Source organism: Pseudomonas sp. REST10 (assembly GCF_029542605.1).
Classification (GTDB): Bacteria; Pseudomonadota; Gammaproteobacteria; order Pseudomonadales; family Pseudomonadaceae; genus Aquipseudomonas; species Aquipseudomonas khazarica.
In genome coordinates, this window is the sequence record NZ_CP035677.1 from 3,726,032 (window position 1) to 3,750,610 (window position 24,579).

Below are 24,579 nucleotides of genomic sequence, written 5' to 3' on the forward strand. Positions count from 1 at the left end.
GGTCCCCGGCGCCCCCCGCCCCGGCACATCGGCGAACTGCACATGGCCGATACGCCCGGCCAGCAGGCGCACGCCGGCGGCGACGTCCAGCCCCTGCCGGGCCATGTGGTAGAGGTCGTACTGCGCCGCCAGATTGGGGTGATCCACCGCGCGCAGCAGCTCGTCCAGGTGCTCCGGCGTGTTGATCAGGAAGCCCGGCATGTCGATGGGGTTGATCGCCTCCACCAGCACCCGGATGCCCAGCACGGCGAATGCCTCGGCACTCTTGCGCAGGTTGGCGGCCAGGCAGTCCAGCGCCTGCTCGCGGCTCACGCCCTCGGCCAGGCGCCCCGGCAGCACGTTGACGCACGCCGGGCGGACCATGGCCGCGTAGCTCAGCGCCTCCTGCAGGGCAGTATCGAACTCGGCCTGGCGCGCAGGCACGCCGGCCAGGCCCGGGCCGCCGCACATCAGGTCGCCTGCCGGAACGTTGATCAGCAGCAGCGGCAAGCCGCTGAGCGCCAGCACCTCTTTCAGGGCGATGGCCGGCAGTTCGTAGGGAAACTGGATTTCCACGCCGTCGAACCCTTCACGCATCGCCGCCAGCACACGCTCGCGCAGCGGCAACTCGGTGAACAGCATGGACAGGTTGGCGGCGATCTTCATGGGCATTGCTCCCGCAGCAGCTCCACCAGCGTGGCCGGGTCGCGCTCGAGAAAGCCCTGGCTGCCGTGCAGGCGCATCAGCTGCGCCGCCAGGCCGCTCATGGGCGTGGCGCCGCCCTGCTCGCGCGACAGCTTCACCGCCGTGTCGAGATCCTTGAGCAGCGTGCGCACGTGCCACTTGATCGGTTCGAACTGGCTGGCCGCCATCTGCGGCGCCAGGATCTGCAGCGGCTTGGAATCGGCGAAACCGCCCGCCAGGGCCGGCGCGATCTGGCTGGCATCGACCCCGGAGCGTTCGGCCAGCGCCACCACCTCGGCGATCACCAGCGCGTTGCAGGCCACGATCATCTGGTTGCACACCTTGGTCACCTGCCCGGCACCGACGTCGCCCATGCGCGTCAGGCGCTGGCCCAGGTGCGCCAGGATCGGCCGCACCCGCTCCACGTCCTCGTCGCGACCGCCGGCCATGATCGCCAGGCTACCGGCCTCGGCGCCAGGCGTGCCGCCGGACACCGGCGCGTCGACCCAGCGCATGCCGCTGCGCGCCTCCAGCTCGGCGGCCATCTCCCGCGTGGCGGCCGGGTCCAGGCTGGAGAAGTCCACCAGCAGCTGGCCCGGGCGCGCGCCCTCGACTATCCCGCCAGGGCCGAACACCACCTCGCGCACCACCTCGGTATTGGCCAGGCAGAGCATCACCACGCTGGCATCGCGGCACAGCTCCGCCGGGTTCTCCACGCGATGCGCCCCCAGCTCCAGCAGCGGCGCGCATTTGTCCGGCGAGCGGTTCCACAGGGTCAGCGGGTAGCCGGCAGCGAGCAGGCGGCGGGTCATCGGCAGGCCCATCAGGCCAATGCCGGCAAAAGCCAGGGCGGGCAGCGTTGCAGTCATCGATCAACTCCAGGCAGTTCGTATCCAGCGCGCATCTTAACCCCGCAGTCAGCGCGCGCGTGCTGCACGCGCGTCGTTCGGCCACTATACTGCGCACGCCTTCCCCGCTATTGAACCGGAGAATCCGTCATGTTCAAGCAAACCCTGGCGCTCGCCGCCGGCATCGCCCTGTCCGTATCTGCAGTATTCGCGCACGCCGCCGACGTCCTCAAGGTCTCGGCCATCCCCGACGAAGCCCCCACCGAGCTGCTGCGCAAGTTCAAGCCGCTGGGTGCCTATCTGGAGCAGGAGCTGGGCATGAAGGTGGAGTTCGTGCCGGTGGCCGACTACGCCGCCGTGGTCGAAGCGCTGGCGGCCGACCGCATCGACATGGCCTGGCTGGGTGGCTTCACCTTCGTCCAGGCGCGCCTGAAAACCGGGAACGCTGTGCCGCTGGTACAGCGTGAACAGGATGCCGAGTTCACCAGCAAGTTCATCACCTCCGACCCGGCGGTGAAGTCGCTGCAGGACCTCAAGGGCAAGACCTTCGCCTTCGGTTCCGTGTCCTCCACCTCCGGCAGCCTGATGCCGCGCTACTTCATGCTGCAGGACGGCATCAAGCCGGAAGACTTCTTCAGCCGCGTGGCCTACTCCGGCGCCCACGACGCCACCGCTGCCTGGGTCCAGGCCGGCAAGGCCGACGCGGGCGTGCTCAACGCCTCGGTGTGGCAGAAGCTGGTCGACGCCGGCAAGGTCGACACCGACAAGGTCAAGGTCTTCGCCACCACCCCGACCTACTACGACTACAACTGGACCGTGCGCGGCAACCTCGACGCCGACCTGCAGGCGAAGATCAAGGCTGCCTTCCTCGCCCTCGACCCGGCCAAGCCGGAGCAGAAGGCGATTCTCGACCTGCAGGCCGCCAGCCGCTTCATCGAGACCCAGCCCGCCAACTACGAAGGCATCGAAGAGGCCGCTCGCGCCGCCGGCCTGTTGAAGTGAGTGTCACGCTGCGTGGCGTGGGCCTGGCCCACGCCAACGGCAAGGTCGCGCTCGAGGCCATCGATCTGCACATCGCCCCCGGCGAACGGGTGGCCATCATCGGTCCCTCCGGGGCCGGCAAGACCACCCTGCTGCGCCTGCTGGCCACCAGCCTGCAACCCACGCGCGGCACGCTCGACCTGCTGCAACACGATCCCTGGCGCCTGGCTGCCGGCCAGCGCCAGCGCCTGCGCGCGCGCATCGGCCTGATCCATCAGGCGCCGCCGTTGCCACCGCGCCAGCGCGTGGTCACCGCCGTACTGGCCGGCAAGCTCGGCCAGTGGCCCCTGGCCAAGGGCCTGCTCAACCTGCTCTACCCGCTGGATGCCTCCGGCGCCCAGGCGGCCCTGGCGCGCCTGGACATCGCCGACAAGCTCTACCAACGCTGCGACCAGCTCTCCGGTGGCCAGCTGCAGCGCGTCGGCATCGCCCGCGTGCTGTACCAGGCGCCGGAGCTGATCCTCGCCGACGAACCTGTCTCGGCCATGGACCCGGTGCTGGCCGGGCACACCCTGGCCGTGCTCAACCGCGAGGCTGCCGAGCGCGGCATGACCCTGCTCGCCAGCCTGCATGCCGTCGACCTGGCCCTGGCGCACTTCCCACGGGTGATCGGCATTCGCGACGGACGCATCGCCTTCGACCTGCCGGCCGCCGACGTGCAGCCCGCACAGCTGCAGGCGCTGTACGCCAACGAGCAGCTGCAGGCCTCGCCCAGCCTGCCCGTGCAGGCGCAGCCGGTGCACATCCCGCGATGCTGACAACCGCCCCACGCGACCCCGCCGCCCTGCCACGGCTGCTGATCACGCTACTGGCGCTGCTCCTGCTGTGGCCGGGCATCAACCTCAGCGAGCTGAACCTGGCCGTGCTGGTGGAGGGCGACAACACCCGCGCCATGGGCAACTTCCTCGCCGGCTTCTGGCCGCCCGCGCATGATGCCGAGTTCCTCGCCCTGCTCGGCCGCGCCACCCTGGAAACCCTGGCCATCGCCACCGCCGGCATGAGCCTGGCGCTGCTGATCGCCATTCCCGCCTCGCTGCTGGCCAGCCGCGCGCTGTCGCTGTCGGCGCTGCACCGAGGCGGCCGCCCGGCCTGGTGGGCCCGCCTGGCGCGCTGGCCGGTGCGCGGTTTGCTGATCTTCCTGCGCAGCGTGCCGGAGATCGTCTGGGCGCTGCTGTTCGTGCGCGCCGTCGGCCTCGGCCCCACCGCCGGGGTGCTGGCCATCGCCATCACCTACGCCGGCATGCTCGGCAAGGTCTACGCGGAAATCTTCGAGTCGGTCGATGCCCGCCCCGCCCGCGCCCTGCTCGGCGCCGGCAGCAGCCGCCTGGCGGCCTTCGCCTATGGCGTGCTGCCCAATGCCGCTGGCGAGATGCTCTCCTACACCGTGTACCGCTGGGAGTGCGCGATTCGCGCCTCGGTGGTGATGGGCTTCGTCGGCGCCGGCGGCCTGGGCCAGCAGATCGACCTGTCGCTGCGCATGTTCGCGGGCGGCGAAGTGGCCAGCATGCTGCTCACCTTCCTGCTGCTGGTGCTGCTCGCCGACCAGCTCAGCCGCCTGCTGCGCGCGAGGCTGACATGAGAAGCGGCAACCTGATCCTGCTACTCGCCCTTCTCGGCGCGGTGATTGCCTCATTCGTCTACCTGGGCATCGACCTCGGCGCGCTGGTGGCCGGTGACAGCCTGGCGCAGATGGGCCAGTACGCCAGTGGCTTCCTGCATCCGGACTTCTCCGCCGCGCACCTGCAGGCCATTGGCCGTGGCGCGCTGGAAACCCTGGCCATGTCCGCCATCGGCACCCTGCTCGCCGCCCTGCTCGGCCTGGCCCTGGCCCTGCCGGCCGCCGGGCGCTTCGGTGGCCTTGCCCTGCACGCCACGCGCCTGCTGCTCAACGCCCTGCGCGCCATTCCCGAGCTGGTGTGGGCGGCGCTGATGGTGCTGGCCGCCGGCCTCGGCCCCAATGCCGGCACCCTGGCCCTGGCCCTGCACACCGCCGGCGTGCTTGGCCGGCTGTTCGCCGAAGCGCTGGAAAACACCCCGCGCGAGCCCGCCGACGCCATCCGCGAGAACGGCGGCGGCCGCCTGCTCGCCTTCTGCTACGGCACCCTGCCGGGGGTCTGGCCGCAACTGGTGGCCTACAGCCTGTACCGCTGGGAGAACAACATCCGCATGGCCAGCGTGCTCGGCTTCGTCGGCGCCGGTGGCCTGGGGCAGATGCTCTACATGTCCCTCAGCCTGTTCCAGGAGGCCCAGGCGGCCACGGTGATTCTCGCCATGCTGCTGCTGGTGCTGGCGGTCGATGCGCTGAGCGGCTGGGCACGCCAGCGCTGGGTCAGTGCCTGAACGCCACATCGCGCACATGGCCGAATGCCACTGGACGTACGACGAGCGGCCTCGTAATGTGGCCCGGCACGGCGACGGCGTCGCCGCGCTGACCCGACGCCTGTGCGCCGGGCGCTCCAGCAACGGCCAGGAAGCCTTCAGCGATGCCCTCAGACAACCCTCATAAACGCGAGGCCCGCCCCGAGTTCTGGCAACTGTCCATGCGCTGCTGCCAGTTGGCCGCCTGCGTGGACGTCGCCTTCCTGTTCATCTTCCTCGGCCTCGGCTCCCCGATCCTCGGCTGGGTGAACGTGATCAGCGTGGCCATGTACGTCTACGCCTATCGCGCCTTCAAGCAGCGGCGCAACCGCCTGGCGGTGATGCTGATCCGCATCGAAGTGCTGGTACATGCGGGGCTGGGCACGCTGATGGTCGGCTGGGAGAGTGGCTTTCACTACTACCTGCTGATGTTCATCCCGGCGCTGTTCGTCAGCATGCGGGCGCGCAGCGCCTGGATACTCGCCATCTGCCTGTGGGCCTACTACGTGGGGCTGGACGTCCTGATGTGGTACCTGCCACCGCTGCAACCGATTTCGTCGAACGCCCTGCTGGCCGTGCATGTCTTCAACCTGACGGTGGTGTTCTGCATGTTCAGCTACCTGGCGCTGTTCTACGTGGTCACCGTGACCCGCGCGCACAAGAAGCTGGCACGCATGGCCACCACCGACCCGCTGACCGGACTGTTCAACCGCCGCCACCTGATCAGCCTGGCCGAGAAGGTGCAGCAGCCGGCCGAGATGACCCTGATGCTGATGGACATCGACCACTTCAAGGCGATCAACGACGCCTACGGGCACGACATGGGCGACCAGGTGCTCAAGGCCGTGAGCCGCGTGCTCAAGGACTCGATGCGCGAGCAGGACTTCATCGGTCGCTGGGGAGGCGAGGAATTTCTCGCGCTGCTGCCGCACACCGACCTGGACCAGGCAGCGGCCAGCGCCGAGCGCATTCGCGAGGCCGTCCAGGCGCTGCGGATCGACGGCAACGGCAGCCACATCGGCGTGACCCTGTCGATCGGCATCAGCCAGCACCACGCCGGGCAATCGCTCAGCCACAGCATCGCCCGCGCGGATGCCGCGCTCTACGAAGGCAAATCGGCCGGACGCAACCGGGTCGAACGGGCGCCCTCCTGAGTCCGCGAGCGGCGCCCCCGGGCAGCGAGCTGCACGCTTCATCGCCCGCGACTTGACCCTGGCCAGTCGGCAGCAAATACTGTTCATCCATACAGTATTCTTGGTGCATTACCCGCATGTCATCCGTGGTCGCTCTCGATCGCCTGCTCGATGCCCGCCGTGTCTGGCGCGGGCAGGTCGTCTCCGCCCCTTCACCGTCCAATCCGCCGACGGGTCATGCCGTGCTGGATGCCGCACTCCCGGGTGGCGGCTGGCCGGCTGCGGCGCTCAGCGAAGTGCTGACGGCCGCCACCGGCATCGGCGAACTGCGCCTGCTGTGGCCGACCCTGGCGCGCCTCACCCAGGCGAATGAGCGCGTGGTGCTGGTGGCTCCGCCCCACCTGCCCTATCCCCAGGCCTGGCAGGATGCCGGCATCGACCTGCGTCACCTGAGCATCATCCGCGCCCAGGCACGCGATGCCCTCTGGGCCGCCGAGCAGTGCCTGCGCTCGGGCAGTTGCGGCGCCGTGCTGTGCTGGCTGCGTCAGGCCGACGACCGCGCGCTGCGCCGCCTGCAGGTGGCCGCCGCGACCGGGCAGACCCTGGCCTTTGCCTATCGCCCGCTCGAGGAAGCCGCAAACCCTTCGCCAGCGGCGCTGCGCCTGGCCGTGGAGAGCCAGCCGGCGCGCATTCGCGTGCTCAAGTGCCGTGGCGGCCTCGCCCCTGCACGCCCCATCGCCGCCCCCTGGCACTGAGGCGCACATGCTCTGGGCCTGCATCCTGCTGCCGCAACTGGCCATGGACGGCGTGCTGCGCCAGCGCAGCGACAGCGAGACGCCACTGGCGCTGCTCAGCGGTTCGCCTCAGCGCCGCGTGCTGCAGGCCGTCAACCCGGCCGCACGTGCGCTCGGCCTGAAACCGGGCCTGTCGCTGACCGCCGCGCAGGCCCTGACGCACGACTTCGCCACCTGCGAATACGACGCCGGGCAGATCGAACGCTGGCACCGCTTCCTGGCGGCCTGGGCCTATGGTTTCAGCGCCCAGGTCAGCCTGCACTACCCACGCTGCCTGCTGCTGGAGGTGCAATCCAGCCTGGGTCTGTTCGGCCCCTGGCCATCCTTCGAGGCGCGCCTGCGCACGGAGCTCGCCGCCCTGGGTTTTCAGCACCGCATCGCCGCCGCTCCCAACCCGGCGGCGGCACGCGTGCTGGTCAACGTCGGCGACGGCCTGCTGGCCAGTGATGCGCATGGCCTGCAGCAGCTGCTTGCCCCGCTGCCGGTGGATCGCCTCGGCCTGAGCGCCACCGCGAGCAGCGCCTTCAACCGCATGGGCCTGAGACAGCTGCGGCAACTCTGGGAACTGCCGCGCGCCAGCGTGGCCAGACGCTTCCCGGCCGAGGTGCTAGCGCAGCTCGACACCCTGCTCGGACAGCGCCCCCTGGCCCTGGAGTTCTACACACCGCCGGATGTCTTCGACACCCGCATCGAACTGAACTTCGAAGTGGCGTCGCACCAGGCCCTGCTCTTCCCGTTACGCCGCCTGACCGCTGACCTCGCCGCCTACCTGGCGGGCCGCGACAGTGGCGTGCAACGCTTCGCCCTGCACCTGGAACACCGCACCGGCAACGAAACCCGGGTGCAGATCGGCCTGCTCAGCGCCGAGCGCGACGCCGGCATGCTCTTCGAACTGACCCGTGGCCGGCTGGAACACCAGCAACTGCCCGCGCCGGTCCTGGCGGTGCGCCTGGTCGCACGCGAACTGCCCGCCTTCGCCCCGCAGCATCATCAGCTGTTCACTGAACGTCCACAGCAGAACCAACCCTGGGAACAGCTGCGTGAACGCCTGCGTGCCCGCCTCGGTGACGAGGCCGTACATGGCCTCGGCGCGCGTGCCGATCACCGTCCCGAACGCGCCTGGACGCAGGAACCAATCGCCGCAGCGCTGCCCGCCAGTGCGCCGCGCCCCGGCTGGCTGCTCGCCGAACCACAGGCACTGCAGGAGGCATCGCTGCGCATCCTCTGCGGCCCGGAGCGCATCGAATCCGGCTGGTGGGACGGCGACGACATACGCCGCGACTACTACGTCGTGGAGACCCGCAGCGGCCAGCGCGGCTGGGCCTTCCGCCCGGTCGGCAGCAGTGGCCCCCTGCAACTGCACGGCTGGTTCGCATGAACGGCTACGCCGAACTGCATTGCCTGTCGAACTTCAGTTTCCAGCGCGGCGCCTCCAGCGCCCAGGAGCTGTTCGAGCGTGCTGCCCGCCTCGGCTACCGAGCCCTGGCGATCACCGACGAATGCACCCTGGCCGGCATCGTGCGCGCCTGGCAGGCGGCCAAAAAACAGGACGTGGCCTTGATCGTCGGCAGTGAAGTGCTGATCGAGGGCGGCCCCAAGCTGGTGCTGCTGGCCGAGAACCTGGCGGGCTACCAGGCCCTCTGCGGCTTGATCACCCGCGCCCGACGGCGGGCCGCGAAAGGCACCTACCGCCTGTTGCGCGAAGACTTCGAGGCCCCGCTCGATGGGCTGCTGGCAATCTGGCTGGAAGCCCAGGATGCCCAGCCCCTGCCCTGGCTGCGCAGCCGCTTCCGCGAACGTCTTTGGCTCGGCGTCGAACTGCACCGGGGCGCGGACGACAACGCTCGCCTGCAGCGACTGCTCGACCTGGCCCAGGCCTGCGCCCTGCCTGCCGTGGCCTGCAGCGACGTGCACATGCACGCCCGTGGCCGCCGTGCCCTGCAGGACTGCATGAGCGCCATCCGCCAGCACCTGCCCGTGGCCGACGCCGGCGCCTACCTGTTCGCCAACGGAGAACGCCACCTGCGCCGGTACGAGGAACTGGCCGAGCTGTACCCGGGCGCCCTGCTCGAGGAAACCCTGCGCATCGCCGAACGCTGCCGCTTCGACCTCGGCCAACTGCAGTATCGCTACCCCCGCGAACTGGTACCTGCGGGCCATGACGCCACCTCCTGGCTGCGCCATCTGGTCGAACGCGGTGCCTGCTGGCGCTGGCCCCAGGCCGTGCCCGAACGGGCGCGCGCCCAGCTGGAACACGAACTGAGCCTGATCGCCGAGCTGCAGTACGAGAGCTACTTCCTCACCGTCCACGACATCGTCCAGTTCGCCCGCGAGCAGAGCATCCTCTGCCAGGGGCGCGGCTCGGCGGCCAACTCGGCGGTGTGCTTCGTGCTCGGCATCACCGAACTCGACCCCACCTGCAACCGGCTGCTGTTCGAGCGCTTTCTCTCGCGGGAGCGCAACGAGCCGCCGGACATCGACGTGGACTTCGAGCACGAGCGCCGCGAGGAAGTCATCCAGTACGTGTTCCGCCGCTACGGCCGCACCCGCGCAGCGCTGACCGCCGTGGTCAACACCTACCACGGCGCCGGCGCGGTGCGCGACGTCGCCAAGGCGCTCGGCCTACCGCCCGACCAGGTCAACGCGCTGGCCGACTGCTGCGGTCGCTGGAGCAACGAACCACCCTCGGCCGAGCGCCTGCAGGAGGCCGGATTCGACCCGCACAACCCGCTGCTGCGCCGGGTGCTGGTGCTGACCGGTGAGCTGATCGGCTTTCCTCGCCACCTGTCGCAGCACCCCGGCGGTTTCGTGGTCTCCGAACACGCCCTCGACACCCTGGTGCCGGTGGAGAACGCCAGCATGGCCGAGCGCACCGTCATCCAGTGGGACAAGGCCGACCTGGACCTGGTCGGCCTGCTCAAGGTCGACGTGCTCGCCCTCGGCATGCTCAGCGCCCTGCGCCGCTGCTTCGCCCTGATCGAGCGCTACCGTGGCACGCTCTGGACCCTGGCCACCCTGCCCGCCAACGACCCGGCCACCTACGCCATGATCAGCCGTGCGGACACCATCGGCGCCTTCCAGATCGAATCCCGCGCGCAGATGGCCATGCTCCCGCGCCTGCGCCCGCAGACCTTCTACGACCTGGTGATCCAGGTCGCCATCGTCCGCCCCGGGCCGATCCAGGGCGACATGGTGCATCCCTACCTGCGCCGCCGGAATGGCGAAGAGCCCGTCGACTTCCCCTCGGCGGAATTGAAGCCGGTGTTCGAGCGCACCCTGGGCGTGCCGCTGTTTCAGGAACAGGTGATGGAACTGGCCATCGTCGCCGCCGACTACACGCCCGGCGAGGCCGACGAACTGCGCCGCAGCATGGCCGCCTGGAAGCGCCATGGCGGGCTCGAACCACACCGCCAGCGGCTGACCTCGCGCATGCTGGAAAAGGGCTACACGGTGGAGTTCACCGAGCGCATCTTCAGACAGATCGAAGGCTTCGGCAGCTATGGCTTTCCCGAATCCCACGCTGCCAGCTTCGCCCTCCTCGCCTACGCCAGCTGCTGGCTGAAATGCCACGAACCCGCCGCCTACGCCTGCGCTCTGGTCAACAGCTGGCCCATGGGCTTCTACAGCCCCGACCAGATACTGCAGGATGCTCGGCGCCACGGTATTCAGGTGCGCCCGGTCGACGTCCGCCACAGCGACTGGGACTGCAGCCTCGAAGCCAGCGACGGCACGCAGCCGGCCATCCGCCTGGGGCTGCGGATGATTCGCGGCATGCGTGAAGAGGAAGCCCGACGGATCGAAACGGCCCGCCAGGCCGCCGCGTTCGGCGGCGTGGAAGACCTCTGCCGCCGTGCCCGCCTGGATGCCAGCGCCAGCGAACGCCTGGCCGATGCCGGCGCCCTGAGCGGCCTGGTCGGGCACCGCTACCAGGCCCGCTGGGCCGTCGCCGGCGTCGAGGAACAACTACCGCTGTTCGCCGGCATCACCGCCCCTCAGGAAAGCGCGCTGAGCCTGCCCGAACCCACGGTGGGCGAGAACCTGCTCACCGACTACGACACCCTCGGCACCACCCTCGGCCCACATCCCCTGGCCCTGCTGCGCGAGACGCTGCGCGCCGAGCGCTGCAAAAGCTCGCACGACCTGCAGGCGGTCGAACACGGCCGCGCCGTCAGCGTCGCCGGCCTGGTGATCGGCCGGCAACGACCGCAAACCGCCAGCGGCGTCATCTTCGTCACCCTCGAAGACGAGTTCGGCATGATCAACGTGGTCGTCTGGCACGACCTAGCCGAACGCCAACGCCGCGTGCTCGTGCAGTCGCAACTGCTGCGCATCGACGGCCACCTGGAAACGGTGGACGGCGTACGCCACCTCATCGCCGGCCGCCTGATCGACCTGACCCAGCTGCTGACCGGACTGGATATACGGAGCCGGGATTTCAGGTAGCTGCAGTGGTGAGGAGGTTGGCTGCTTTCGGCCAGAAGCAGCCATTCGAATGAGTCTAGAAAGCCAGAGGCGACTCACCCCTCACAAAACCGCTTCTATTTACTCTGTAGTGTTCAGCAAACCAAGAACAGCCACGTGTGGCAGACTAAGCCTTAAGTTCTACAGGTCACAGGCGATAAGCAGAAACGGCCTATCGAATTCTCGGAGTCAAACCATGTTCGACCGCAAGTGGCGCCTGCGCAGTGAAGCACTGCAACAACAAGTAAGTCAGCTTGAGCAGGAAAAGCACGCAATGCAGCAAGAGCTTGAGGCCTTGCGTAGCCTGCAGCAGTCGAATCAACAAGAATTGACCGACCTGAATGTACAGAGTCGATACCAAAACCAGTTGCATAGCAAACTGGAGCAGTTCGAGGACTCGCTGTCGCAAACCCGTGATGGTGTTGTGATTCAAGCCAACCGACTGCGTGGCGAAGTTGACAAGCTGCGCCAAAACAGCGGTGTCTTCGAGCAAACCTCGGCGCTGCTCGGCGGCTTCTCAAGCTCTCTCGGCACCATGGCCGAGCAGGGGATCAGCAGCGTGCAGAGCGTAGAACTTCTGCGTCAGCGGGTCAGCGAGATCAGCCGCATCGTCGAGCTGATCAAAGCAATTTCCGACCAGACCAACCTGCTGGCTCTTAACGCTGCCATTGAGGCTGCCAGGGCCGGTGAACAAGGTCGCGGTTTCGCCGTGGTTGCCGACGAGGTGCGCGCCCTGGCTCAACGCACTTCCCAGGCCACCCAGGAAATCAGCCAGCTTGTCGGCTCGATCAATCAGGAAACCGAAACCGCCAGCCGCTCCATCGGCACCCTCTCCGAGGAAGCCTCTCGCCTGGCCGGCGATGTCTCCAGCTCAGCTCAGACTCTTGATGAAATGGTGGTGCTCGGCGAGCACATGAGCCAACTGATTGAGGGTATTGCCCTCGGCTCCTTCTGTGAAGCCGTCAAACTCGACCACCTGCTGTTCAAGCTGTCCGTCTATCAGCGCCTGTTCCAGTACGACAGCAACACTCAACTGAGTGACCACCACACTTGCCGACTCGGGCAGTGGTACAAAAACAGCGATACCCAGGCTATCTATGGCCGTCTACGCAGCTACCAACAACTGGAGCAACCGCACCGACTGGTACACGATGCCGCCCATGAGGCCCTGCATGCCGCCCAAAGCCAGGACTGGAACAAGGTCCTACGCGCAGTACAGGACATGGAGCAGAGCAGTATGCAGGTCAACCAGTGGCTCAGTGAGCTCGCCAACCATTCAGACTGAATGGTTCTTCAGACTTCTCTCAACCGCGTGCCATCAGTTGTGCGGTCACTGAAGGCGGCACACTCATCTTCGACTGGGCAGATAAGTGTTTTCAGCTCAAGTGCCGTCTGAGCGCCACGACCATAAGCGTGCGTAACTACATGGCCTGAATCGCCCCTGATTGCGCAGATACTAGATGACCTCTCAGGGCTGGATATGACTGGCCGCTCTTGGCCGATAGCAGTCGCTGGTGACAGGCCGCTTTCGGCCACAAGCGGACAGCCACACAGTAAATAAATCTGTCCCCTTTTCCGGTCCGGCGGCCACCGTCTCTCACGGATACAGGATGTGCACTCGCTTCAGCTTGATCACCGCATTATCAATTTCGCCAGATTTACCATAGAGGTCCCAGAATAGCTGCGATTTTCCGTTGACCTTTTGATATTTCATCAAACTGAAATTACGCCCCGGAAATACGTCGCCGAGCCGCTCATAGTCAATATCCATATCCGAATTGGAAAGTTTTCCGCGATTCTTGACGATAAGCTTCAGTAACCCCCCAGGTGTCTTGGCATAAGTTATGGCACTCGATGTGATTTGATAGAGACGTGCGCCCGGGTACTGTCGACAGAAAAGCGAGAACGATGCGCCGACATGGACATCACCACTGAGAAAGACTACTGGTTTTCCAGTGTTCTGTGACAATGTGAAGCACTCTTTCAGCAAGCGGTTCCGCTCATGCTGGTTGCTGTAGTGATCCCACTCGTCCCGAAGGTCGTCAGCCAGGCCCAAGGCGTTGATATCAGCGACATTGACGATATAGTCGTTGGCATGAATGACAGGTACCGGTGATACCAGGAAGAAGGCATCCTCGTTATTGTCAGGTGCGCTTAACCAACTCGTGAGACGTGCCCACTGGTCATCACCAAGAACAGGGTTATAGGCAGGATTGGCTTTCTGTGCCGGGTCGTATCGACGATGCCCGCGCATGTCCATGACAAAGAAAGACAGCGGCCCCCAACGAAACGTGTAGTCCCACTGGCAGTCTTCTGCCTTGGGACCGAATGGCGTGTGTGGATTGTGGGAATGCTGGTACTCGTAATAGACCTGCCGCGCGCAATAAAACATGTTACGGGCCAGGGTCAGATTGGTGGCTGTGTTCTGCCACTGAAATATCGTGTCCAGCTTGTCTGCTAACTCAGCATCAGTGTAAGAGCCCCATCCATCCATGATTTCGTGATCATCCCAAATCATGTAGTTGGGGTAGGAGCGATACACCTGCTTGGTCGAGTTAGCGCCCCAATATGAGCGATAGATGTCACGGTACCAGGAGAGCATGACATCTCGCTGTTTGCTGTCACTCAGTTGAGCTACCTCTTTGAGGTGCTTGACGAGCCAGCGCCAGATGTCAATGCTCTTGTCTCCATCGGTATAGACTTGGTCTCCGCCGCCAATCAGAAAGTCCGAGTCGTTGTCCTCTAGGACATCCGCAAACATGGACCACATGTCCATGTTGTAAGCATTGCCACCCTTAAAGGGCATGTGACAACTGTAGAAGCCAAAAACACAGCGCTCGACGTCGGCAGGCTGCGTGCAGAAGGATAGTTGTGCGTCCCGGCCAACCTCCCAACGCTCAGAGCGTTTTTTGAGCAGACTGAAAAGCCCGTAGTAATAGCGTGTCCCGGCCTTCAAGTTGTCGAGGTCTATCACACCGGTTACATCGGTACTGTATTTCAGTGAGATCTCATGCAACTCACCAATCACAGTCGTCAAACCTGTACTGTCCTCCACGCGTAATTGCTGGCCATGTATGTCGTAGGGTTGGCCGCTTTCTGGCAATGGATTGGTGGAGACAATCAGGTAGTAATCTCCCGGTGTATGGGCGCGCACCCAGATACGAGCGGTGTTGGTCGTGGTGTGGCCAACAATGGCCCCAGCAAACAATCTCGGCAACGCAGAAGCGCGATCTTCCTTGTCATAGAACTTGAGATGATCATTGCTCATGAAAACCCTCCTGGTTTTTGTGTAGCTGAGCGAACAGGGAGACAGGTTCATTTATCGGGATGACTGCGCACTTCTCGCTGCAAACGACCGGCTATAAAAGGCTGGTCCAGGCCGATAGCGAATCGTATTGCGCACTTTTACAACGCCGTAGGAAGCCAGATGACTGCAGATAAATGCCTGGTCCCAAGAAGCGAGCGCTCGGGTACTGAGCGTAGCCCAGCCACCGTCCGGGCACACAAGTCCAGGGAACACCGCTCATTCCGTACTGTATCCCTCGCTACTCAGACCTGCCTGGCGACGACCATCTGCTCGACATCCATCGCGCGTTCGTATTCGTCGTGCAGCCAGGTCAGGGCCGATTCGAAGCGGCCGAAGTGAACTTCATTGACCACCCCGCTCTGCATGTTGGCCTGGATGGTTTCGCCAAGCACCCAGTCTTCCATGAGGATCTTGTTCACCAGGTTGTGGTTGGTCTCATGCCTGCGCAGTTCGTCAGCCGACCATTCGCTGCCGCCGTCTTGTGGGCGATCGACCAGCAGTACTTCTTCGATGCGGGTTTCCCCGACCGCCAGCGGCACCATGCGGATCAGCGAGATGTTGTCCGGCTGGGCGAGCAGCAGCACGGTGGGCGACAGGGTATAGATGATGTTGGCCATCCGGCGCATGTCCCATTGCGTCTCGGGCAGGTCGGGCGCTTCGAGCAGCGGCTTCTTCGGCAGGATCATGCGCATGTACAGCCCGCCCCAGCTCTCCCAGGTGGACAGGTTGCCCAGGAAGAACGGCGCCAGGGTGTGCTTGTGCGCCACGTTGAAGTGGTAGGCCTCGATCCCCCCCTCGAGCAGGACCTTCCAGTTGGCCTTGATCACATAGCTGCGGCGCTTGTAGACCTGCTGGTTCTCGACATCCAGGTAGCGCATGCCGGACAGCATCTCTGCGCCGAGCAGGTCTTCAGGTACCTGCCGGTTGCGGTCCGGATGGACGAAGACGATGCCGCCGATGACCCGGCAGGGGAACTCGATCAGGCCCAGCCGGCCCTTATCCAGCCCGACGAAACCACGCTCGAAATCCGGCGCGCCAGCCAGCTGGCCTTGGCTGTCGTAGGTCCAGGCGTGGTAGGGGCAGACGAACCTGTTCCTGCAGCCGCTTTCGCCATTGGCCACCAACCGTGCATTGCGGTGCCGGCAGGTATTGGCGAACACGCGCACCTGACAGTCCTCGCCACGCACCATCAGCAGCGACACGCCGTCGAGCCAGTCCAGAGCCAGGTAGTCGCCCGGGTTGGGCACCTCGTTGGCGGCACCGACGGCCAACGGCTGGTTGCGAAAGATCCGCTCTTTCTCGCGGGCAAACCACTGCGCGCTGGTGTAGCGCTCGGTGGCGTGGCTCCGGGTCGTCTCGTGGTACTGGGTTTCGCCGCGTGCGTGGAGTTCCAGCAGTTGCGCGATCAGGCGAATCTCGGTGGCTCTGTCCATGCTCGGTCCTCTCTGGGCGGCCTTTGTGGATGACTCGCGGCACCGGGTCGGGCCGGTGGAGTTCACTCTAGCAAGGCAAAATCGACCAAATTCGACTTCGGTGGACGTATTCTCGACGCAAATGGACAACCCTTCGCGCGCAGCACCGCCGAGAGCGACACAAGATCGCCCGGCCACCGTGTTCGGCCGTTGCTTCAAGCGCGTCTTCGCGCGAACGCCACGCGCCTACCGGCAATCGCTGCCCACCACCCGCCAGTGAGCCCCGTCAGGCTGACGCGCGCAGGTGCTTCACGACGGGCCGTGTCGGCCTGCTCCCCTACCCCCCGATGCCGCCCCATCACGCCCGGATGCCTTCTGTCGCAATGTTTCCCCTGGGGATAAAAAAATTCCCAACAGGCATGGACAGCGCACGTTCATTCACTTATAAAAATCACCAACACGAAAAATAGATTCGTCACAGTAAATTTTATTCATAGACGAACAGCGCTTTCACTCATGAAGATTTTCCTGCCGCCGCCCCCAGCAGAGGATTCGCCATGCAGCCCGCCAAGCACCCGTACGTGATCAAGATCAGTTGCCCGGCCACGTCCGGCATCGTCGCCGCCGTGACCTCCTACCTCGCCGACCATGGTTGCTATATCAGCGAGATGGCGCAGTTCGACGACGAGATCAGCGGCGCGTTCTTCATGCGTGCGGTGTTTCGTTTCAACAGTGATTTCGCCGGCGATATCCGGCAGATCCACGACGGTTTCGTCGATGTCGCCGAACGCTTCGAGATGACCTGGGAGCTGCACGACAGCACCGAGCCGATGCGCGTGCTGCTGATGGTCAGCAAGTACGACCACTGCCTGGCCGACCTGCTCTATCGCCACCAGAAGGGCGAGCTGCAGATGAAGATCACCGCCATCGTCTCCAACCACCTCGACCTGCGGCCGATGGCCGAGCGCGAGGGCATCCGCTTCATCTACCTGCCGGTGACCCGCGAGACCAAGGCCCAGCAGGAGGCCGAGCTGCTGAGGATCGTCGAGGAGACCCAGACCGAACTGGTGGTGCTGGCGCGCTACATGCAGATCCTCTCCGATGACCTGTGCCAGCAGCTGTCCGGCCGCGCCATCAACATCCACCACTCGTTCCTGCCCGGTTTCAAGGGGGCCAAGCCCTACCACCAGGCCTTCGACCGTGGCGTGAAGCTGATCGGCGCCACCGCGCACTACGTCACCTCGGACCTCGACGAAGGCCCGATCATCGAGCAGGAAGTGCAGCGCGTGGACCACAACTACACCCCCGATGCCCTGGTGGCGGTGGGCCGCGATACCGAGACGGTGGCGCTGTCCAAGGCGGTCAAGTACCACCTCGAACACCGCGTATTCCTCAACCACGACAAGACGGTGATCTTCCGATGAGCGCACGACTGATCGACGGCAAGGCGACCGCCGCCCGCGTGCTCGCCGAAGTCGCCGGCGACGTGGCCGCGCTCAAGGCGCGCGGCATCGAGCCGGCGCTGGCGGTGGTGCTGGTCGGCAGTGATCCGGCCAGCCAGGTCTACGTGCGCAACAAGGTGCTGCGCGCCGGTGAGGTGGGCATTCGTTCGCTGGAATACCGCCTGGGCGCCGAAGCCAGCGCGGCGGAGGTGCTGGAGGTGGTCGAAGGGCTCAATGCCGATGCCTCGGTGCACGGCATCCTGGTGCAGCTGCCGCTGCCGGCGCACATCAGCGAGACGCAGGTGCTGCAAGCCATCGACCCGGCCAAGGATGTCGATGGCTTTCACAGCGAGAACGTCGGCGGCCTCAGCCAGGGGCGCCCGGTGCTCACGCCCTGCACACCAGCGGGCTGCATGCGCCTGCTGCGCGACACCCTGGGCGACCTGGCCGGCAAGCACGCCGTGGTGGTCGGGCGCTCGAACATCGTCGGCAAGCCGATGGCGGCGCTGCTGCTGGCCGCCGACTGCAGCGTCACCGTGCTGCACTCGCGCAGCGTCAAGCCGCAACGCCTCTGCGGTCAGGCCGACATCGTGGTCGCCGCCGTCGGCCGCCCGCGCATGATCGACGCCGACTGGATCAAGCCGGGCGCGGTGGTGATCGACGTCGGCATCAACCGCATCGAGGACGACGGCCGCTCGCGTCTGGTCGGCGACGTCGACTTCGACGCCGTGCAGCCGGTGGCCTCGGCCATCACCCCGGTGCCCGGCGGAGTCGGCCCGATGACCATCGCCATGCTGATGCACAACACCGTCACCGCTGCCCGCCAGCAACATGCGCCGAGCGCCCAGGAGTAACCGCCATGCCCCTTGCCCTGCTCAAGTACGGCCTGTCCTCGGAGTACCCCGTGGAGGTCGACCTGCCTGCGCCAAAGGACCTCAAGCCGGCCTATGACGTGGTCATCATCGGCGGTGGCGGCCATGGACTGGCCACCGCCTACTACCTGGCCAAGTACCACGGCGTGACCAACGTTGCGGTGCTGGAGAAGTCCTACCTGGGGAGCGGCAACACCGCGCGCAACACGGCGGTGATCCGCTCCAACTACCTGACCAGCGAGGGCGTGCGCTTCTACGCCGAGTCAGTGCGGATGTTCAAGGCGCTGTCCAACGAGTTCGACTTCAACATCATGTATTCCGAGCGCGGCCAGCTCACCCTGGCCCACACCGACGCCACGGTACGCGCCTTCCGCCAGCGCGCCGAAGTGAACAAGCACTTCGGTGGCCGCACCGAGATGATCGACCGTCAGCAGATCCGCGAGCTGGTGCCGATGCTCAACCTCGACCCCGGCCACCTTCCCGTGCTCGCCGGGCTCTGGCACATCGACGGCGCCACGGCGCGCCACGACGCCGTGGCCTGGGGCTACGCCAAGCAGGCGGCCAAGCGCGGCGTGGAGATCCACCAGCTCACCGAGGTGCAGGACTTCATCGTCGAGAACGGCAAGGTCACCACCCTGCGCACCAATCGCGGCGACGTGCGCTGCGGCTGCGTGGTGCAGGCGGTGGCTGGCGCCAGCTCGCTGCTGATGAACAAGCTGGGGATCAGGGCGCCGATCCACACCTACCCGCTGCAGGCCATGGTCACCCAGCCGTTCAAGCCGTTCCTCGACCCGCTGGTGAGCTCCAGCGCGCTGCACTGCTACGTGCAGCAGACCAGCCGTGGCGAGATCGTCTTCGGCGGCGGCTCCGACCCCTACCCGCTGTACAACACGCGCTCGACCCTGGACCTGAAGGAAAGCCTGTTGTCCCATGCCATCGAGATGTTCCCCTTCATGGCCGGCGCCAAGCTGATGCGCCAGTGGACCGGCAGCACCGACATGACCCCGGACTACAGCCCGATCATGGGTCGCTCGCCGCTGGACAACTACTACCTAGACGCCGGCTGGGGCACCTGGGGCTTCAAGGCCACGCCGATCTGCGGCTGGACCATGGCCGAGCTGGTCGCCAGCGGCGGCAGGACGCCCGCGCTGATCCAGCCCTTCGCCCTGGAACGCTTCGCCAGCTTCCGCCAGGTCAACGAGATGGGCGCCACGGCGGCGAGCCACTGAAGACACGCACGACATGTGCCGCAGGAGCCCGCTTGCGGGCGATCCATTCGGCAGACCGCGATGATCGCCGGCAAGGCCAGGCGCCCCCGCGGTTCCTCCAACGATCAGCTCAACCTGGCTCGCCAAGGAGTCACGCGCAATGAAGATCATGCCCTGCCCGCTCAACGGGCCCCGCAACATCAACGAATTCACCTACGGCGGCGAACTCAGGCACATGCCCGATCCAGGCACCTGCTCGGACGCCGAATGGGCCGACTACGTGTTCAACTGCGACAACCGCGCCGGGGTCGTCACCGAATGGTGGCTGCACAACGCCTCCAGCTACTGGTTCCTCGCTGAGCGCCACACCGTCAGCGACGAGATCCTGCGCACCTTCGACCCGAAGGAACTGTTCGACCAGCGCGTCGACTTCACCCTCCCCGCCAAACAGCCTGAAGAGGTGAGCGCATGAGCGCCGACGTCCGCCTGCCGGCCCCGCTGGGCCTGCTGATCGACCGCAACCAGCCGCTCAGCTTCGACTTCGAGGGCCGCACCTACCAGGGCCTGGCTGGCGACAGCATCGCCAGCGCGCTGCTGGCCAACCGGCGCTGGCTGCTGTCGCGTTCGTTCAAGTACCACCGCCCACGCGGCCCGCTGTCGATGGCCGGGCAGGACGCCAATACCCTGGTGCAGCTGCCGGACGAGCCCAATGTGCTGGCCGACCTGCAGCCGCTGGCCGCCGACCTCCAGGTCAGCGCGCAGAACTACAGCGGCAGCCTGGACAGGGACCGCGACGCCCTGCTCGGGCATTTCTCCAGGTTCATGCCGGTGGGCTTCTACTACCGCGCCTTCTACAAGCCGAAAGGCATGTGGAAGGTCTGGGAGCCACTGGTGCGCAAGAAAGCCGGCCTCGGCGTGCTGAACCTGGCGTTGCAGCCGCAGTACCACGACAAGGCCTTCCTGTTCACCGACCTCGCGGTGATCGGTGCCGGCCCTGCTGGCCTGAGCGCCGCGCTGACCGCTGCCAATGCCGGCGCCAAGGTGCTGCTGATCGAGCAGCACAGCTACCTCGGCGGCGCACTGGCCTGGGCCCGTTTCGACGTCGAGGGCAAGCGCGCGGGCGAGCTGCGCAGCGAACTGCTCGCCGCCGTCGAGAGCCACGCCAATATCCGCGTGCTCAGGCAGGCCACCTGCAACGCCTGGTTCACCGACCACTACCTGCCGGTGATCCAGGGCAACCGCCTGTACAAGGTGCGCGCCCGCCAGTGCATCGTCGCCGCCGGCGCGTTCGAGCAGCCGGTGGTGTTTCGCAACAACGACCTGCCCGGGGTGATGCTGACCAGCGCCGCCCAGCGCCTGATCCGCCTCTATGCGGTCAAGCCGGGGACCCGTGCCGTGCTGCTGACCGGCAACGACGACGGCTACCTGGCCGCCCTCGACCTGCTCGATGCCGGGGTCGAGGTCGCCGCCCTGGTGGACCTGCGCGAGCGCGCCAGCGACGGCAGCCTGGTCACCGCCCTGCAGACCCGGGGCGTTGCCTGCCATGTCGGCAGCACCGTGTACGAGGCACTCGGCGACAGCCACCTGAGCGCCGTCGACGTGCGCCGCATCACCGCCCAGGGCGAGGTCGCGAGCAGCGGCCTGCGCATCGACTGCGACCTGCTGTGCATGTCCGCCGGTTACATGCCGGCATACCAGTTGCCATGCCAGGCCGGCGGCAAGCTGGCCTACGACGACGCCAGCGCCGCCTTCAGCCTGTCCGGCCTGCCTGCCGGGCTGCAGGTGGTCGGCTCGGTGAACGGGCGCAACGCCCTCGACACGCTGCTGGCCGACGCCAGCAATGGCGCCCTGCGTGCCCTGCAGGCGCTGGGCCTGGAAAGCGGCCAGCCCCTGCGGGAGCTGGCGGGCGAGGCGCGGGTCAACTTCCCCTGGCCGATCTTCCCCCACCCCAAGGGCAAGGAGTTCGTCGACTTCGACGAAGACCTGCAGGTGCGCGATATCGTCAACGCCACCCGCCACGGCTACCGCGACGTGCAACTGGTCAAGCGCTTCTCCACCGTCGGCATGGGCCCTTCGCAGGGACGCCACTCGGCGCTGCCCACCGCGCGCCTGGTGGCCCAGGCCACCGGGCGCAGCGTCAGTGAAACCGGGGTGACCACGGCGCGCCCGCCGTTCTGCCCGGAAACCCTGGCGCAGGTCGCCGGGCGTGGCTTCGACCCGTATCGGCAGACCGCCATGCACGCCCGCCACCTGGAGCTGGGGGCGAAGATGATGCCCGCCGGCATCTGGCAGCGCCCGGCCTACTACGGCGCGCCCGAGCAACGCGAGGCCTGCATGCAGGCCGAGGCGCGCCACGTGCGCGAGAAGGTCGGGCTGATCGACGTGTCCACCCTCGGCGGCCTGGACGTGCGTGGCCCGGACGCCGCCGAACTGCTCAACCGCCTCTACACCTTCGCCTTCGCCAAGCAGCCGGTGGGCCGTTCGCGCTACGCGCTGATGACCAACGAACAGGGCGTGGTGATCGACGATGGCGTCTGCGCGCGCCTCAAAGAGCAGCACTTCTATGTCAGCGCCACCACCAGCGGCGTCGACCGTGTCTACCAGCAGATGCTCAAGTGGAATGCGCAGTGGCGCCTGAACGTCGACATCACCAACGTCAGCGCCGCCCTGGCCGCCGTCAACCTGGCCGGGCCGGAGTCACGCCAGGTGCTGGCCCGGCTGTGCCACGACGTCGACCTGTCCGCCGAGGGTTTTCCCTACCTGGCAGTGCGCCAGGGCAGCCTGCTCACCCTCTGCGGCACACGTATTCCGGTGCGCCTGCTACGGGTGGGTTTCGTCGGCGAACTGGGGTACGAGATCCACGCACCGGCGCGCTACGGCGAGGCGTTGTGGGACGCGCTGATGGAGGCCGGCAAGGCGCATGACATTCGTCCGTTCGGGGTCGAGACCCAGCGCCTGCTGCGCCTGGAAAAGGGCCACGTGATCATCGGCCAGGACACCGACGGCATGACCAGCCCGGCCGAGATCGACATGCACTGGGCCATCGCCCGCAGCAAGCAGTTCTTCGTCGGCAAGCGCGCCGTGGAGATCCTCGAGGCGCAGGCGCCGATCCGCAAACTGGTCGGTTTCACCCTGTCCCGGGGCAGCAGCCAGCCGCTGGAAGGCCATCTGGTGCTCAAGGGCGCGGACATCAGCGGCAACGTCACCTCCTGCGAATACTCGCAGACCCTCGGCCAGATCATCGGCCTGGCCTACTGCGCCCCCGAGCAGGCCACACCCGGCCAGCTGTTGCCGATCCGCGTCGAAGGCGGCGAGATGGTCCAGGCCACGGTGGTGCAGCTGCCCTTCTACGACCCCGAAAACCAACGCCAGGAGCTGTGAGCATGAGCATCGGAGCCGAACACTTCAGCGAGCGCAGCCCGCTCTACCGGTTGCACGCCGAGGCCCGCCTGGGCCGGATTGGCGACAGCTGCATCGCCACCGCGCATGGCGACCAGGACGAGCGCGCCAGCGCCGCCCGCTGCGCGCTGCTGGACCTGAGCAATCTGCCACGGGTCGGGTTTCGCGGCGTCGCCAGCGCGGCCTGCCTGCAGGCGCAGGGCTTCGTCCTGCCGGGCGCGCCCAACCAGGCGCTCGCCCAGGCCGACGGGAGTGCCGTGCTGCGCTTGTCGCAAAATGAATACCTGCTGCTGGGCAGCCTGCTCGACGCCGGCGCGCGCGTGCGTCAGCAGGAGCAGGACTGGCAGTTCGACGGCAGCCCCAACTACCTGCTGCCGCGCCAGGACAGCCATGCCTGGTTGCTGCTGAGCGGGCGCCACGGCAGCGAGGTGATGGCCAAGCTGTGCGGCGTCGACCTGCGCGCCGAGGCTTTCCCCCCCGGCAGCGTGGCGCAGACCTCGGCGGCACGGGTCAACGTCATCGTCGCCAACCTGCCCCAGGGCGAACTGCCTGGCCTGCACATCCTCTGCGACCGCGCCTCGGCGCATTACTTCTGGGGCGCGCTGCTCGATGCCATGCAGGAATTCGATGGACACCCCGTGGGCATCGACGCCCTGCCCTGACACCACGTGATCCACCCTGCGCGGCCACGACCGAGCGCAGGGTGGATGGCGCTTCATCCTCCAGGAGGCCAACGCCATGGGCATCCACGAAGACGAGCTGGACTACCGCGTGCCGGCGCTGCAACGCGGCCTGAGCATCCTGCAGATGTTCAACGCCGAGGTGCGCAGCCTGAGCAGCAACGCCATCGCCGAGCGCCTGGGCGTCAGCGTCTCGGCCATCTACCGCATCCTCATCACGCTCACCGACATGGGCTACCTGCGCAAGCTCGGCAAGAACAGCTACGAGCTGGGCCCGCAGGTGCTCTGCGACGGCTTCGCCTACCTGGCCAGCCGCGACCTGGTGGACATCGCCATGCCGCACCTCAATGCGCTGCGCGATCGCACCTCGCTGTCCTGCCACCTGTCCATCCGCGAGCACACCGACAGCCTCTACGTCGGCCGCGCCTTCGCCGCCCAGCGGCTGTCGGTGAACATCCCCATCGGCACCCGCATCCCCTGCCACTGCACGGCCATGGGGCGCATGCTGCTGTGTGCGCTGACGCCCATGGAGCTGGACAAGCTCTACCAGCACGTGCGCCTCGACGACTACCCGCCGCCCGCGCCGAAGACCCTGCCCGAACTGCAGCAGCTGATCGAGCGTGACCGCGAGCGTGGCTGGGTCATGCACCGCTCCGACTACTCCACCGCCATCGCCTGCGCCGTGCGCAACCACCGGGGCGAGGTGGTCGCGGCGATCAACCTGTCCGGCCCGGAGGCGGTGATGGACAGCCCGGTGGCGCGCGAACGCTACCGCGAGAGCCTGCAGCAGTGCGCCGACGAGATCGCCGCCGAACTGGGGGCCTCGCCCCGGCGCTGACTCCGGCGTTCAGGCAGCCGCCTGCAACGCCGCGCGGCCCCCGCCTCGCGCAACTGACATCAAATTGTCATCACCCTTTCGCCTGCTATTCTGCCTTGTGAACAGGGCAGCGCTGCTTTCCTG

The 24,579-nt window shown here is 66.5% G+C and carries 20 protein-coding genes; 16 read left to right on the forward strand and 4 right to left on the reverse strand.

Going from position 1 to position 24,579, the window contains the following annotated elements; all coding sequences use genetic code 11:
• Positions 1–645, reverse strand: a 645-nt coding sequence (locus EWH21_RS17560) for a TIM barrel protein (RefSeq protein WP_277698942.1), incomplete at its 3' end; no start/stop codon positions are given.
• The gene (locus tag EWH21_RS17565; RefSeq protein ID WP_047586187.1) at positions 642–1,532 is read right to left on the reverse strand and encodes an NAD(P)-dependent oxidoreductase; all 891 of its coding nucleotides are present in this window, start codon (positions 1,530–1,532) and stop codon (positions 642–644) included. The genes EWH21_RS17560 and EWH21_RS17565, both read right to left, overlap by 4 nt.
• Positions 1,533–1,661: 129 nt before the next feature.
• Here EWH21_RS17565 and EWH21_RS17570 point away from each other — a divergent pair, with 129 nt between their 5' ends.
• From EWH21_RS17570 to EWH21_RS17610, 9 genes are all read left to right on the forward strand, one after another.
• Positions 1,662–2,513, forward strand: coding sequence for a putative selenate ABC transporter substrate-binding protein (locus EWH21_RS17570; RefSeq protein ID WP_047586185.1), 852 nt, complete (start codon positions 1,662–1,664; stop codon positions 2,511–2,513).
• A complete protein-coding gene (locus tag EWH21_RS17575; protein WP_037056115.1) occupies positions 2,510–3,310 on the forward strand; it encodes a phosphonate ABC transporter ATP-binding protein in 801 nt (266 codons plus the stop codon). Before EWH21_RS17570 ends, EWH21_RS17575 begins: the two co-directional genes overlap by 4 nt.
• A complete protein-coding gene (locus tag EWH21_RS17580) occupies positions 3,304–4,131 on the forward strand; it encodes an ABC transporter permease (protein WP_277698943.1) in 828 nt (275 codons plus the stop codon). The genes EWH21_RS17575 and EWH21_RS17580 overlap by 7 nt, the downstream gene beginning before the upstream one ends.
• Entirely contained in the window at positions 4,128–4,892 is a 765-nt protein-coding gene (gene phnE, locus EWH21_RS17585; RefSeq protein WP_277698944.1) for a phosphonate ABC transporter, permease protein PhnE, read from the forward strand. The genes EWH21_RS17580 and phnE overlap by 4 nt, the downstream gene beginning before the upstream one ends.
• 143 nt (positions 4,893–5,035) lie before the next feature.
• Positions 5,036–6,064, forward strand: a complete 1,029-nt coding sequence (locus tag EWH21_RS17590; protein WP_152489340.1) for a diguanylate cyclase — start codon at positions 5,036–5,038, stop codon at positions 6,062–6,064.
• A 116-nt stretch (positions 6,065–6,180) separates the two neighbouring features.
• The gene (gene imuA, locus EWH21_RS17595; RefSeq protein ID WP_179554714.1) at positions 6,181–6,798 is read left to right on the forward strand and encodes a translesion DNA synthesis-associated protein ImuA; all 618 of its coding nucleotides are present in this window, start codon (positions 6,181–6,183) and stop codon (positions 6,796–6,798) included.
• A 7-nt stretch (positions 6,799–6,805) separates the two neighbouring features.
• Positions 6,806–8,215: a DNA polymerase Y family protein gene (locus EWH21_RS17600; protein ID WP_277698945.1), complete on the forward strand. Its 1,410-nt coding sequence runs from the start codon at positions 6,806–6,808 to the stop codon at positions 8,213–8,215.
• Positions 8,212–11,280 (forward strand): error-prone DNA polymerase, encoded by a 3,069-nt coding sequence (locus EWH21_RS17605; RefSeq protein ID WP_277698946.1) that lies wholly within the window; start codon positions 8,212–8,214, stop codon positions 11,278–11,280. Before EWH21_RS17600 ends, EWH21_RS17605 begins: the two co-directional genes overlap by 4 nt.
• Positions 11,281–11,494: 214 nt before the next feature.
• On the forward strand, positions 11,495–12,583 hold the full coding sequence (locus tag EWH21_RS17610) for a methyl-accepting chemotaxis protein (protein WP_277698947.1): 1,089 nt from the start codon (positions 11,495–11,497) through the stop codon (positions 12,581–12,583).
• A 312-nt stretch (positions 12,584–12,895) separates the two neighbouring features.
• On the opposite strand, the gene EWH21_RS17615 is transcribed toward EWH21_RS17610, so the two are convergent.
• Positions 12,896–14,566: an alkaline phosphatase D family protein gene (locus tag EWH21_RS17615; RefSeq protein ID WP_152489345.1), complete on the reverse strand. Its 1,671-nt coding sequence runs from the start codon at positions 14,564–14,566 to the stop codon at positions 12,896–12,898.
• Positions 14,567–14,847: 281 nt separating this feature from the next.
• A complete protein-coding gene (locus EWH21_RS17620; RefSeq protein ID WP_277698948.1) occupies positions 14,848–16,038 on the reverse strand; it encodes an SRPBCC family protein in 1,191 nt (396 codons plus the stop codon).
• Positions 16,039–16,574: 536 nt separating this feature from the next.
• Here EWH21_RS17620 and purU point away from each other — a divergent pair.
• The 7 genes from purU to EWH21_RS17655 all read left to right on the forward strand — a co-directional run bounded on the left by purU (position 16,575) and on the right by EWH21_RS17655 (position 24,456).
• Entirely contained in the window at positions 16,575–17,441 is an 867-nt protein-coding gene (gene purU / locus EWH21_RS17625; protein ID WP_037049161.1) for a formyltetrahydrofolate deformylase, read from the forward strand.
• Positions 17,438–18,313 (forward strand): bifunctional methylenetetrahydrofolate dehydrogenase/methenyltetrahydrofolate cyclohydrolase FolD, encoded by an 876-nt coding sequence (folD, locus tag EWH21_RS17630; protein ID WP_037049163.1) that lies wholly within the window; start codon positions 17,438–17,440, stop codon positions 18,311–18,313. Before purU ends, folD begins: the two co-directional genes overlap by 4 nt.
• Positions 18,314–18,318: 5 nt before the next feature.
• Positions 18,319–19,560: an FAD-dependent oxidoreductase gene (locus tag EWH21_RS17635; protein ID WP_277698949.1), complete on the forward strand. Its 1,242-nt coding sequence runs from the start codon at positions 18,319–18,321 to the stop codon at positions 19,558–19,560.
• 139 nt (positions 19,561–19,699) lie between these two features.
• Entirely contained in the window at positions 19,700–20,011 is a 312-nt protein-coding gene (locus tag EWH21_RS17640; protein WP_152489348.1) for a sarcosine oxidase subunit delta, read from the forward strand.
• On the forward strand, positions 20,008–22,920 hold the full coding sequence (locus EWH21_RS17645) for a 2Fe-2S iron-sulfur cluster-binding protein (protein ID WP_277698950.1): 2,913 nt from the start codon (positions 20,008–20,010) through the stop codon (positions 22,918–22,920). The genes EWH21_RS17640 and EWH21_RS17645 overlap by 4 nt, the downstream gene beginning before the upstream one ends.
• A gap of 2 nt (positions 22,921–22,922) precedes the next feature.
• Positions 22,923–23,600: a sarcosine oxidase gene (locus EWH21_RS17650; RefSeq protein ID WP_152490137.1), complete on the forward strand. Its 678-nt coding sequence runs from the start codon at positions 22,923–22,925 to the stop codon at positions 23,598–23,600.
• A 76-nt stretch (positions 23,601–23,676) separates the two neighbouring features.
• Positions 23,677–24,456 carry an IclR family transcriptional regulator gene (locus EWH21_RS17655; RefSeq protein ID WP_037049171.1) on the forward strand — a complete coding sequence of 260 codons (780 nt, stop codon included), beginning with the start codon at positions 23,677–23,679 and terminating at the stop codon, positions 24,454–24,456.
• Positions 24,457–24,579: the final 123 nt, after the last annotated feature.